At 60.9% G+C, this 11976-nt stretch carries 11 protein-coding genes; 7 read left to right on the top strand and 4 right to left on the bottom strand.

Annotated features, from left to right (window positions below; all coding sequences use genetic code 11):
• Positions 1–44 precede the first annotated feature (44 nt).
• A complete protein-coding gene (locus ASD32_RS05695; RefSeq protein WP_082546656.1) occupies positions 45–452 on the bottom strand; it encodes a cytochrome c family protein in 408 nt (135 codons plus the stop codon).
• 72 nt (positions 453–524) lie between these two features.
• Positions 525–1106 carry a thymidine kinase gene (locus ASD32_RS05690; RefSeq protein WP_060637042.1) on the bottom strand — a complete coding sequence of 194 codons (582 nt, stop codon included), beginning with the start codon at positions 1104–1106 and terminating at the stop codon, positions 525–527.
• A gap of 242 nt (positions 1107–1348) precedes the next feature.
• On the opposite strand from ASD32_RS05690, the gene ASD32_RS05685 reads away from it, so the two are divergent.
• The 6 genes from ASD32_RS05685 (at position 1349) to ASD32_RS05660 (ending at position 6801) form a co-directional block, all read left to right on the top strand.
• Positions 1349–2296 (top strand): choline ABC transporter substrate-binding protein, encoded by a 948-nt coding sequence (locus tag ASD32_RS05685; protein WP_060637041.1) that lies wholly within the window; start codon positions 1349–1351, stop codon positions 2294–2296.
• Between the two features lie 112 nt (positions 2297–2408).
• The gene (choW, locus tag ASD32_RS05680; protein ID WP_060637040.1) at positions 2409–3260 is read left to right on the top strand and encodes a choline ABC transporter permease subunit; all 852 of its coding nucleotides are present in this window, start codon (positions 2409–2411) and stop codon (positions 3258–3260) included.
• Positions 3257–4306 carry a choline ABC transporter ATP-binding protein gene (choV, locus tag ASD32_RS05675; RefSeq protein ID WP_060637039.1) on the top strand — a complete coding sequence of 350 codons (1050 nt, stop codon included), beginning with the start codon at positions 3257–3259 and terminating at the stop codon, positions 4304–4306. Before choW ends, choV begins: the two co-directional genes overlap by 4 nt.
• A gap of 81 nt (positions 4307–4387) precedes the next feature.
• Complete coding sequence (locus tag ASD32_RS05670; RefSeq protein ID WP_060637038.1) at positions 4388–5131, top strand: HugZ family protein; 744 nt, start codon at positions 4388–4390, stop codon at positions 5129–5131.
• 120 nt (positions 5132–5251) lie between these two features.
• Complete coding sequence (locus ASD32_RS05665) at positions 5252–5593, top strand: metalloregulator ArsR/SmtB family transcription factor (protein WP_060637037.1); 342 nt, start codon at positions 5252–5254, stop codon at positions 5591–5593.
• 134 nt (positions 5594–5727) lie between these two features.
• Positions 5728–6801: a Gfo/Idh/MocA family oxidoreductase gene (locus ASD32_RS05660; RefSeq protein WP_060637036.1), complete on the top strand. Its 1074-nt coding sequence runs from the start codon at positions 5728–5730 to the stop codon at positions 6799–6801.
• On the opposite strand, the gene ASD32_RS05655 is transcribed toward ASD32_RS05660, so the two are convergent.
• Together ASD32_RS05655 and ASD32_RS05650 are read right to left on the bottom strand one after the other, a co-directional pair.
• Positions 6796–7941: a Gfo/Idh/MocA family oxidoreductase gene (locus tag ASD32_RS05655; protein WP_060637035.1), complete on the bottom strand. Its 1146-nt coding sequence runs from the start codon at positions 7939–7941 to the stop codon at positions 6796–6798. The genes ASD32_RS05660 and ASD32_RS05655 overlap by 6 nt on opposite strands.
• Complete coding sequence (locus ASD32_RS05650; RefSeq protein WP_244490108.1) at positions 7938–10265, bottom strand: glycoside hydrolase family 9 protein; 2328 nt, start codon at positions 10263–10265, stop codon at positions 7938–7940. The genes ASD32_RS05655 and ASD32_RS05650 overlap by 4 nt, the downstream gene beginning before the upstream one ends.
• Before the next feature lie 251 nt (positions 10266–10516).
• On the opposite strand from ASD32_RS05650, the gene ASD32_RS05645 reads away from it, so the two are divergent.
• Entirely contained in the window at positions 10517–11845 is a 1329-nt protein-coding gene (locus tag ASD32_RS05645) for an aspartate aminotransferase family protein (RefSeq protein WP_060637034.1), read from the top strand.
• Positions 11846–11976: the final 131 nt, after the last annotated feature.

Here is an 11976-nt window from a genome sequence, read left to right as displayed (position 1 = left end):
CCCTGGATCGCCTCAATAGAACTGTAACGGCCGCCACTGCGCTTTTACGGCGCGGCTTTCGTCTTCAGATAGGCAAGGACATCCTCGATCTCCTGCGGCTTTCGAAGGCCCGGAAAAGACATTTTGGTGCCGGGAACCATGGCCTTGGGGCTCATCAGATATTCCGACAAACGCTCCTCGTCCCAGACCTTGCCATCCTCACCGAACGCCGCCATTGCGCTGGAATAATTGTATCCAGTGAAGGTCGCGACCGGACGCCCGACAATGCCCATCAGGCTTGGGCCGACACGGTTCATCGGCTCGGTCGCTGTGTGGCAGGCGCCGCATTTCTTGAAGACCTGCGCGCCCGCCTCGGCATTACCGGCTGCACGCGCAAGATCCGCACCCAGACTGATGGAAAGACAGAGAAAAAGGCCGAAAGAGGCAAGACGGTGAGACAAGGAGAAGGGCATGGCAGGTTTCCCGGAAGGTGGCGGCAGGCACGCCATCATGGCACGGCGCAGATATCCGGCGATAGCCCGCCCTCACGCTTCGTTCATCTGGTCTTCCCAGTGACGGCGGCAATAGACCACGTATTTCTCGTTGCCGCCGACTTCGACCTGGGCCCCTTCCCGCACGACATTTCCGTGCGCATCCATCCGCGCCACCATGGTCGCCTTGCGGCCGCAATGGCAGATGGTGCGCACTTCCCGCATCTCGTCGGCAATGGCGAGCAGCGCCATCGAGCCTGGAAAGAGCTTTCCCTGGAAATCCGTGCGCAGACCGTAGGCCATCACCGGAATGCCGATGCGATCGGCGACGCGGGCCAGTTGCCAGACCTGATCTTCGCCCAGAAACTGCGCTTCATCGACAAAGACGCAGGCGATCGTCTCTTCGCCGTGCAGGCGCTCGACCAGCGCATAGAGGTCGTCGGCATGCGTAAAGGCGATGCCGTCTTCGCTCAATCCGATGCGCGAGGACACGCGCCCCATGCCCGCCCGGTCGTCGAAGGCCGCAATCAGGATGACCGTGCGCATACCGCGTTCGCGATAATTGTACGACGCCTGCAAAAGCATGGTCGATTTGCCTGCGTTCATCGTGGCGTAGCTGAAATACAGTTTTGCCATGGCGTCCTCTTCTGTATGCTGTTGATTGTTCATGAACAGACCAAGCGAGGAAGGCCAGAGCGCAAGCGCGAAAGTCACAGAAAATCGACGGCAGATGCCAGAACATGAGCAATGCGACATATCACGTCGCTTTAGGCGGGCGTGTCCGGCAAATGTCCCAATACACTCAAGGCAACACCAGGGCGCTTGAATTGGCGGACATTTGGTGATTGGCTAAAATCAAAAGGCAGGGGAATATCACGATGACCAGACTGACACTCAAATTCATGCTGACTGCAGCGGTATCGCTGGCAGCCCTGACATCCGCCCATGCCGCCGAGCCTGAAAGCTGTGGCACCGTCCGCTTCGCGGATGTCGGCTGGACCGATATCACCGCAACGACGGCGACCGTTTCCTCGATCCTCAAGGGTCTTGGCTATCAGACGGATATCAAGGTTCTGTCCGTTCCCGTCACCTATCAGTCGCTGAAGAACAAGGATATCGATGTGTTCCTCGGCAATTGGATGCCGACGCAGGAAGCCGACGTTCGCCCGTTCCTCAACGACAAATCGGTCGAATCGTTCGGCCCGAACCTGGAAGGCGCCAAGTACACGCTGGCGACCAATGCCAAGGGTGCCGAACTCGGCATCAAGGACTTCAAGGACATCGCCGCGCACAAGGATGAGCTCGAAGGCAAGATCTACGGCATCGAGCCGGGCAATGACGGCAATCGCCTGATCATCGACATGACGGATAAGGACACGTTCGGCCTCAAGGGCTTCGAAGTGGTCGAATCCTCCGAACAGGGCATGCTGGCGCAGGTTGCCCGCGCTGAAAAGGACGGCCAGCCGGTCATCTTCCTCGGCTGGGAACCGCATCCGATGAACGCCAACTTCAAGCTGACCTACCTGACCGGCGGCGACGACATCTTCGGACCCAATCTGGGCGGCGCCACGATCTTCACCAATGTCCGCGCCGGTTATACCGCCGAGTGCCCGAATGTCGGCAAGCTGATCACCAACCTGAAATTCTCGCTTCCGATGGAAAACGAGATCATGGGCAAGATCCTCAACGACGGCAAGGATCCGGAAGTGGCTGCCAACGAGTGGCTGAAGGCCAATCCGGCGGCAATCGATCCCTGGCTTGCAGGCGTTACCACCAAGGACGGCGCCGAAGGGTTGCCAGCCGTCAAGACCGCGCTTGGTCTTTGACCGGCCTATCAAGGCGGGGCTTAGTCCCCGCCTTTTTTAAGCGCAACGCCCGTCAGCAGATGGCACGCGCTTCCGCTCCTATGATTGGCTCCAAGAACCAGGCGATTTTCCCGTGGAATGGCTAACCAACCCTGATCGACGCATACCCATTGGCGGCTGGGCGAAGAGTTTCTTCACCTGGCTGACCACCAATTTCACCGGCTTTTTCGACCAGGTGTCGGCAATCCTGGCCGGTGTCGTGAATGCGATCCTCTGGGTCCTGCAGACGCCGCATCCGCTGATCGTGGTCGCCATCGTCACGGCACTTTCCTATTGGTTCCGCCGCTCGGTCGGCGTCACCCTGTTCACGCTGTTCGGCCTGCTCCTGATCATCAATCTCGGCTACTGGAAAGCGACGACGGAGACGCTGGCGCTGGTTCTGGCGGCAAGCTTCGTCTCGATGGCCGTCGGCATTCCACTGGGGATCGCCGCTGCCCGCCGTGCCTGGGTCTATGCCGTGATGCGGCCGATCCTGGACCTGATGCAGACCATCCCGACCTTCGTTTATCTCATCCCAGCCCTCGTGCTCTTCGGCCTCGGCATGGTGCCCGGCCTGATCGCAACCGTGATCTTTGCCATTCCCGCCCCGATCCGCCTCACCCGCCTTGGCATCATCTCCACCCCGCCCTCGCTGGTGGAAGCTGCCGTCTCCTTCGGCGCGACGCCGGCGCAGGTGCTGCGCAAGATCGAACTGCCCTTTGCCACGCCGCAGATCATGGCCGGTTTGACCCAGACCATCATGCTGTCGCTGTCGATGGTGGTCATTTCGGCGCTGGTGGGGGCTGCCGGTCTCGGCGTACCCGTCGTGCGGGCGCTGAATACCGTCAACATTGCCATGGGTTTTGAATCCGGCCTCTGTATCGTCATCCTCGCGATCATTCTCGACCGCCTGTTCCGCTCGTCCGATGAAGGAGAAGGCGCATGACCGATGCGGTGATTTTCAAGAATGTCGATATCATTTTCGGCAACAAGCCGGAAACCGCCATCGCCATGGTCGATCAGGGCAAGACCCGCGACGAAATCGGGGCTGCGACGGGTCTGGTGCTCGGCGTCGCCGATGCATCGCTGACCATCATGGAGGGCGAAATCCTCGTTCTGATGGGACTGTCGGGCTCGGGCAAATCGACCCTCTTGCGCGCCGTCAACGGCTTGGCGCCGGTGGTGCGCGGCGAAGTGCAGGTCAAGACCCGCCACGGCGTTATCAACCCCTACAAGACATCGGCCAAATCGCTGCGCGATTTCCGCATGCACGACGTCTCCATGGTGTTCCAGCAATTCGCGCTTTTGCCCTGGCGCACCGTCGAGGACAATGTCGGCTTCGGGCTGGAATTGGCCGGCGTCCCGGACAAGGAGCGCAAGGACCGCGTCGCGGAGCAGCTGGAACTGGTCAACCTGACGAAATGGGCGGGACGCCAGGTCAAGGAACTGTCCGGCGGCATGCAGCAGCGTGTGGGTCTCGCCCGCGCCTTTGCCACCGGCGCGCCGATCCTTCTGATGGACGAACCGTTCTCGGCGCTCGATCCTCTGATCCGCACCCGTCTTCAGGACGAACTGCTTGAATTCCAGCGGCGGCTCAAAAAGACCATCCTGTTCGTCAGCCACGACCTCGACGAAGCCTTCCGCATCGGCAACCGCATCGCCATCATGGAAGGCGGCCGGATCATCCAGTGCGGCACGCCGCAGGATATCGTCAAGACCCCAGCCAACCAGTATGTGGCCGATTTCGTCCAGCACATGAACCCGATCACCATGCTGACGGCGATGGACGTGATGAGCCAGGGCGTCAATCGCGGCGAAGCCCCGGCCGGCGTTTCGGCAACCGCCAAGCCGACGACGCCGCTGATCGACATTCTCGATGCCATGTCGCGCCAGCCGGGCAGCATCGGCGTCGTCGACAATGGCGCGATCGTCGGCACGATCAATGCGCAAAACGTCGTGGAAGGCCTGACGCGGCATCGCAACAAAAGTTGACGATGATGGTCAAGATGCCGCTATAAAGGACGCCCGGACAATTTGCGCCGGGCGTTTGGCATTTTAACGAGAGACAACCCGATGGCCGACAAACCCTCTGTTCTGCGCGAAACCGACGATGAGGCGCGCAAGCTGGCCCGCATCATCCTGCGGTCGGCACGCAGCGCAGCCATAGCGGTGATCGAGCCGGACAGCGGCGGGTTTCCCTTTGTCAGCCGCGTGCTGATCGGCATCGATACCGATGGCACGCCGGTGATCCTGGTCTCTGCCCTATCCGTCCACACGCAGGCCCTGTCGAGGGACCAGCGCTGCTCCCTGCTCACAGGCGAGATCGGCAAGGGTGACCCGCTCGCTCATGCGCGGCTCACCGTGCAATGCGAGGCACAAAAGGTGGAACGCGGCAGTGACGCGCATGCGCGGATCCGCGAACGCTTCATCCGGCGTCACCCGAAGGCCAAGCTTTATGCCGATTTTCCCGACTTCGCCTTCTTCCGGCTGACGCCGCTGAAGGCGAACATGAACGGCGGCTTTGGCCGGGCCTACATCCTTAGCGGCGAGGACCTGATGATCCGCTCGGTAGCGATAGATGACATCGCGGAGATGGAGACGGGCGCGATCGACCACATGAATTCCGACCATGCCGATGCGGCGAGCACATACGCAAAACTCTATTGCAAGGGCAAGGGAACGGGCTGGCGAATCTCCGGGCTCGATGCCGGCGGGGTTGATTTGACGCTCGGCGATCAACTCAAACGGCTGGAATATGACGCGCCACTGCAATCAAAAGGGGAATTACGGTCTGCACTGGTAAAACTTTACCGTTAAATACGGGCATTTTTACCCCGATTTCTTGCTGTAGCCAGTTGTCCTTTTATTCATCACGGCTAATTATCACTTATTCACATTCATAACCAAGCGTGATGTGAACTTCGCATGGAGTATGGAATGCAAACGATCTCTCCCCAGAAACACGGCAAGGCTGAAATAGCTGCGGAGTTTCTTTCGGCCATGGCCAACCCAAAGCGTCTGCTGATTCTCAGTTCACTCGTGAACGAAGAAATGGCTGTCGGCGCCTTGGCAAACCAGGTCGGCCTCAGCCAATCTGCCCTGTCGCAACATCTCTCGAAGCTGCGTGCCCAAAATCTCGTGACCACCCGCAGAGATGCCCAGACGATTTATTATTCAAGTTCTTCGGATGCAGTACTGAAAGTTCTGAAAACTCTGAAAGAAATCTACGGCGAAGAAACAAGCGCGGTCGAAAAAGTCGCACAGCGCCGTACCGCCTGACATGGATCGGGCCGATACGGATCGGGGCCGCTGGCCGGCCCCGGTCTGACCCCCGTTTCCGGCCCGCATCTCTTGAAGCCTTCTTCGTATGACGTTTACGCGGCTTTGAGACTTGGCGTTGCACTATCGCCGCCATGACCATTGCAGCCTCAGATCAGCCTCTTGCAAAACCTGTCCAATGGGCCGTGCTCGGAACGGGTGCCATTGCCGCGACCTTTGCAAAAGACATCCGGCTGACGGAGAATGCCGTTCTGGTTGCCGTCTGTTCCCGCACGCTCGAGGCAGCCACTGCCTTCTCAGACCGTTTCGGCGGCCTTCGCATCATTGCCGATATTGAGACACTGGCCGCCGATCCGCAGATTGACGCCGTCTATCTCGCCACCCCGAATACCGCCCATTATGGCCAGGCGAAAACGCTGCTGAGCGCCGGAAAACCGCTGCTTATCGAAAAACCGCTGGTCATGACGGCGGCGCAAGCGCAGGCGCTCGAAAGCCTGGCTGCGCAAAAGCAGACCTTTGCGATGGAAGGTCTCTGGACCGTTTTCCTGCCGGCGATCGATCATCTCAGGCAGCTTCTCACCGGCAAGACGATCGGCGCCATTACCCGCGTTCGCGGCGAACTGGCCTATGCCAAGACCTTCGACGGCAACAGCCGTTTTTTTGCACCGGCGCTCGGCGGCGGTTCGCTGCTGGATCTCGGCGTCTACCCGATCGCGCTGACGCTCTCGCTGTTCGGCTCACCCCGCACAGTCGCAGGCCGCTGGTCGGCCGCCCCGACCGGCGTTGATATGGCGGCGGATGTCACGCTCGGCTACGACGGTTTTCAGGCCGAGCTGTCCGTCGGTTTCGATCGGAATGGAAACAACCGCTTCATCATCGAGGGGGAGACCGGCAGCCTGATCATCGACGCACCGTTTTTGCGGGCAAGCCGAATCATCCTGACGCGCAACCGCGTTGTTCACCGGCTTGTGGCCGCATGTGGCTCCGGCCCCCTGTCGCGCCTTGCCGGAAAGATCGCGCGGCGGCTGCCCCTGCCCGGCCTTGCCGTTTATGCGCACGGTTTTCCCGGCGATGGCCTGCAGTTCGAGATCGCAGCAGCCAGCAGGGCGATACGGGACGGCCAGCATCAGCAACCGCGCATGCCGCTCAGCGCCAGCATCGAAGTGCTGGGGATCATCGAGACCGTCCGGGCGCTGCCGCCGTCATAGCGGCGTTGGCGTATGATCCCGCTTGCCGGCGTTGAGCGCGAGCACGATGTCGGTCAGATGCAGAGCCGTCTCACCGGAAAACACCGGCCGGGTGCCAGCCTTGATCGCATCGGCCTGCGCTGCAATCCCGCGTACGAAGTCGATCTGTGACGGATATTTCGGCAGGCTGTTTTTCGGTGCTGCCTGCGGATAGGCCACCGACTTGCCTGCGGTGAGGCGAAACGGAAACTTCCGCTGGAACTGCCATTCGACGCGCTCGATCAGCCGATGCACCAAGGGCCGCCTCGTGCCGCTGAGTTCCACATGGATCGGCGAGCGGTTGTCCCAGAGATCACGCACGACGAGCGTGCCCTTGTCGCCGGCGATCGTCAGCGACCGGTCGCGCGGCGCCGCCAGCCCGCTGGTCAGGCGCGCCACAAGGCCGGACTTGAACGTCAGGCAACCGACGGAAAAATCCGGGCCCAGCGCAAGGGTCTCGGTCCCCGGCCCCTTGGTGGGAAAGGTCAGCGCGGAAAAGGCCGCCACATTCGAGACAGGTCCGAACAGCGACACCAGCCAGCTTGCCGCATAACCGGCATGCTCCAGCGTGCACCCGATTTCGAATTCGTGGACGGCCGGCCATTTCGCACCCGAACGGCTGCGCCAGTCCTGCCATTTATCACGGAAGACCGGTCCGTCCTCCATCTCGGCATAGGCCAGGCGCGGCGTACCGATGATGCCGGAGCGCAGGATATCGGCGCAGTGGCCGCAGGCATCGCTTAGCGCATTGGCCGGCGCACCCGCAAGGGTCAGGCCACGTTCAGCGGCAAGCGACACCAGTTCGCGCGCCTCCTCCACCGTCATCGCCAACGGCTTTTCGCAATAGACATGTTTGTCCGCCAGCAAAGCAGCGCGGTTGACGGCCTGATGGCTTTCCGGTGGCGTCAGGTTGACGACGATGCCAATCGCCGGATCGGCCAGCAGGTCCATTTCAGACGCATAGGCCTTGACCTTCCAATAGTCGCAGAACTGCTGCAAACGCGAGGGGTCGACGTCCCAGACACCTCTTAAGTGCAATTGCGGATGGTTGGCCAATGTCGTCATGTAATAGTCGGAGACGAAGCCCGTGCCGATGAAGGCGATGCCGGTACCGCTCGTCATCGCGCATCCGCCAGGAACGACGCGATATAGACCAGCGGCGCATTCCAGTTGATCGTCATTTCGTTGGTGCCCCAGGCCATGATGTCGTCGATATAGCAGGTCTGCGGCGCGCAACCCTGCAAACGTGCCCGTGCGACATCATCCACCAGCGTCGAATTCGGCCCGCCGGCCAGCGTGCCCACCGGAGGATTGGGCAGCGTGCTGTCGGTCTGATGGGCATACCAGCGGCTATGCTGGTTCTTGGCAAAGACGCTGCCATATCCCGTCACATAGGACATGTTCATCGCGTTGCGCCCGAAGATGTAATCGATGCTTTCCCGCACGCCGTTCAGAAACGGCAACTCGCCGGTCAGGTCATAGCCTGCGGAAACCACGATCATGTTTTGCAGGATCAGCTGGTTGGAGCCCCAGTCATAACGATTGCTGGCCGGCCTGTAGATATGGCCGAACGGCTCCTTGGCCTGCAGGCTGAGAAAATTCCGGCCGGCGGATACGACCGAGGCCATGATCATCGCCTTGTCATCCGGCGCAAGATTGTCGCCATAGAGCGCCAGATCGAGACGGCCGAGACCCGCAACGCTGCGCCAATCAAACGCACCGGCAGGAGAAAACACCGGCCCTGCCCAATGCGGCGAAGCTTTCAGCGCCGCAAGATAGCGGGCTTCTCCCGTCGTGATGTAAAGCTCGGCGGCTGCCCAATAGGTTTCATCGGAAATATCGTCATCGCCATAATCGCCGCCGCCCTGCAGACCGTCCGAATCCGGCGCAAACAGCATGGGATTGGCGGCAGCCGCCAGCCACGCCTTCTGGCTCGCGACCAGCAGGCGCTGTGCAAATTCCCGGTCATAGGGCGCAAACAGCCGGGCGCCTTGCGCGGCCGCGGCCGCAAGATTGAGCGTTGCGGCCGTCGATGGCCGGTGCAGCGCACGCAATTGCGGATCGAGATGCGGCAGCATCGGCACCCCGGTCCATTTGATGTCATGCACCTTGTGATGCACCATGCCGGCCAGCGGCTGGCCATCCGGCACCATCATCTTCATCAGGAATTCGAGTTCCCAGCGCGCCTCGTCGAGAATATCGGGCACGCCATTGCCGTTTTCCGGAATACGCGACAGGCTGTCGCTCAAAACAGGCGAAGCGCCGTCGCCATAGACCAGGCCGCGTTCGAACGTGCTGAGCAGCTGCGACACGGCAATGCCGCCATTGACCACATATTTTCCCTGATCACCGGCATCGTACCACCCCCCGGACACATCGAGCGTATAGCCGCAGGTCCAGTCCTTGCCATAGAGTTTGGTAGCGACCTTGCCGGTGAGGCAGCTGACATTCGTATCGCCCTGGTTGGGGTTTTCCTGCACATGTCCGGCAGGCCTTGCATAGGCCTGGCCTGCAATATCGCCCTTGATTTCGATACCGCTGCGCTGCGGATAAAACCACGACAGTGCATCGACGCGCAATTTGCCATAGATGTCGTGGCCGACCGAAAACGGCAGGCTCGTCTTGTCCCCGACCACCAGCCGGTATCCCTCCCCGGCCGTCGCAAAGGCGGAAAAATCGGCGATCTGCGTGTTCGCATCGACGGTCGGGTCAAACCCGGCGGGCGCCGTCATCCCCTCGCCGATGGCAATACCCTCCGCGTCTTCCAGCTTGAAGGGCAGCGGACCGGTGGCATCCGACAGGATCGTCGCCCGTTTCGGGCCATCGAGAAAATAGCCGGCCTGATTGACCAGCGCCGGGAGCGCCGTCATCCTCTTTCGAGCTGCCGCCTCTGCCGCCGCCGCCTGAGCGTCGCTGGCCTTGGTATCACTGGCCTTGGTGCCGCTGGTCTTTGTGTCGCCGGCTTTTGCTTCCTGCAATGCCACGTCGTCCAGGCAAACGCGCCAGGGCTTCTTTGCCCCGCCCAACTGGAAGATGATCTGGGCCGGATCGGTCTCCGTCGCCGTAAATACGGACGAAAACTCGATCTTCCCGGCCTTGGTCGCTGCCTCGAAAGATGCCTGCGGCGTCCAGGGTTCGGCATTGCGCTGGATGGTCACGGGAAACCTGTGCACCTCCCCGGCCTCAAGTGTCATCGTCAGGCGGTAGGACTTGCCCGGCTCAAACTGCAGATCGTTGAGACCGAGCAGACGCTCCCAGGGGCTCCCGCCCGCCTCGACACTGAGGCAGAGCTTGCCGCGCTGGCGCGTCAGCGCAACGCCGCCCGCCGCCCAGAAGCCGTCCTGCCCCTTCTCGAAAGTGCCATCGGCAATCATGTCGGCCGCGCCTGCCTGCGCTGGAAGACTGACGAAAAGCGCAAGCACCAGGCTGGCTGCAGATTTTAGCAAGGTCTCTATCCTGAGCGCGTGTTGCGGGCCTGAGCGCGTGTTACGGGTACGCGGCGCCACTCTGATGTAAACAGGTTAACCTTCGGAAAAGAATGGATGCAAGCTTGTAGCGATGCACGAATCTGGGTCTTGCCGATATAGGCTGCAAGGCTTGACCGCAAAAAGCGCCCTGATAGTTTGACCATCAGGTTAAAACTCCTATCGAAACCACTGGATTTGGCCGCCAGACAGCACGTGCCACGGAGAATATAATGTCAAACCGCCTCAATGCCGCGCCGAACGATCTGAGCGCTTTCTGGATGCCCTTCACGGCCAACCGGCAGTACAAGAAAGAACCGCGCATGTTCGTCAAGGCGAAGGACATGCATTACACGACCCATGACGGCCGCCAGGTTCTGGATGGCACGGCGGGTCTCTGGTGCGTCAATGCCGGCCACTGCCGTCCGCTGATCACCGAGGCGATTCGCGAACAGGCCGGCGAGCTCGATTATGCCCCCGCCTTCCAGCTTGGCCATCCCAAGGCATTCGAGCTTGCAAACCGCCTGATCGACATCGCGCCCGAGGGCATGGAGCATGTGCTCTACACCAATTCCGGCTCGGAATCGGTCGAGACGGCGCTGAAGGTGGCGCTCGCCTATCACAAGGTGAAGGGCCAGGGGTCGCGCACCCGCCTGATCGGCCGCGAGCGCGGTTATCATGGCGTCAATTTCGGCGGCATCTCGGTCGGCGGCATCGTGTCCAACCGCAAGATGTTCGGCACGCTGCTATCAGGCGTCGATCATATGCCCCATACCCATCTGCCGGAAAAGAACGCCTTCACCAAGGGCCAGCCGGAACACGGTGCTGATCTCGCATCCGAACTCGAACGCATCGTCACGCTGCATGATGCCTCCACCATCGCCGCCGTGATCGTCGAGCCGGTCGCCGGCTCCACCGGCGTGCTCGTCCCGCCGAAGGGCTATCTGCAGAAGCTGCGCGAAATCTGCACCAAGCACGGCATCCTGTTGATCTTCGACGAAGTCATCACCGGTTACGGCCGCCTCGGCACGCCGTTTGCGGCACAGTATTTCGACGTCAAGCCGGACATGATCGTCACCGCCAAGGGCCTGACCAACGGTGTCATCCCGATGGGTGCCGTGTTCGTCACTGCAGAAATCCACGACGCGTTCATGACCGGCCCGGAACACATGATCGAGTTCTTCCACGGCTACACCTATTCCGGCAACCCCATCGCCTGCGCTGCAGCGCTCGGCACGCTCGACACCTACCGCGACGAAGGCCTGCTCACGCGGGGTGCAGAGCTTGCCTCCTATTGGGGTGATGCGCTGCATTCGCTGCGCGATTGCCCGCATGTGATCGATATCCGCAATATCGGCCTGATCGGTGCGATCGAGCTGGCGCCGATTGCCGGCGAGCCGACGAAACGTGCCTTCTCGGCCTTCCTCAAGGCCTATGAAAGCGGCTACCTGATCCGCACCACCGGGGATATCATCGCGCTGTCGCCACCACTGATCATCTCGAAAGCCGAGATCGACGAGTTGATCGATGGCATCCGCAAGGTGCTGATCGCCAACGCTTAATCGGGCAGGATTCATTCATGAACACGCCGCAAACGGGGCCGAGGCACATGCCACGGCCCCGTTTGGCGCAATATCTGAATAATTATTTTGCACTTTGCCTAAAAAATCGCCTTGCGGAATCGTGGGGAGCT

This window comes from Rhizobium sp. Root483D2 (genome assembly GCF_001426685.1).
Taxonomy (GTDB): Bacteria; Pseudomonadota; Alphaproteobacteria; order Rhizobiales; family Rhizobiaceae; genus Pararhizobium; species Pararhizobium qamdonense.
Note: the sequence above shows the minus strand (reverse complement) of the source record. Positions and strands in the feature narration are given on the sequence as shown.

Coding starts and splice junctions, on each gene's coding strand:
- ASD32_RS05670 (WP_060637038.1), top strand. CDS start 4,388: ATGGCCGACAAACCCTCTGTTCTGCGCGAAACCGACGATGAGGCGCGC.
- ASD32_RS05665 (WP_060637037.1), top strand. CDS start 5,252: ATGCAAACGATCTCTCCCCAGAAACACGGCAAGGCTGAAATAGCTGCG.
- ASD32_RS05685 (WP_060637041.1), top strand. CDS start 1,349: ATGACCAGACTGACACTCAAATTCATGCTGACTGCAGCGGTATCGCTG.
- ASD32_RS05690 (WP_060637042.1), bottom strand. CDS start 1,106: ATGGCAAAACTGTATTTCAGCTACGCCACGATGAACGCAGGCAAATCG.
- ASD32_RS05660 (WP_060637036.1), top strand. CDS start 5,728: ATGACCATTGCAGCCTCAGATCAGCCTCTTGCAAAACCTGTCCAATGG.
- choV (WP_060637039.1), top strand. CDS start 3,257: ATGACCGATGCGGTGATTTTCAAGAATGTCGATATCATTTTCGGCAAC.
- ASD32_RS05645 (WP_060637034.1), top strand. CDS start 10,517: ATGTCAAACCGCCTCAATGCCGCGCCGAACGATCTGAGCGCTTTCTGG.
- ASD32_RS05655 (WP_060637035.1), bottom strand. CDS start 7,941: ATGACGAGCGGTACCGGCATCGCCTTCATCGGCACGGGCTTCGTCTCC.
- ASD32_RS05695 (WP_082546656.1), bottom strand. CDS start 452: ATGCCCTTCTCCTTGTCTCACCGTCTTGCCTCTTTCGGCCTTTTTCTC.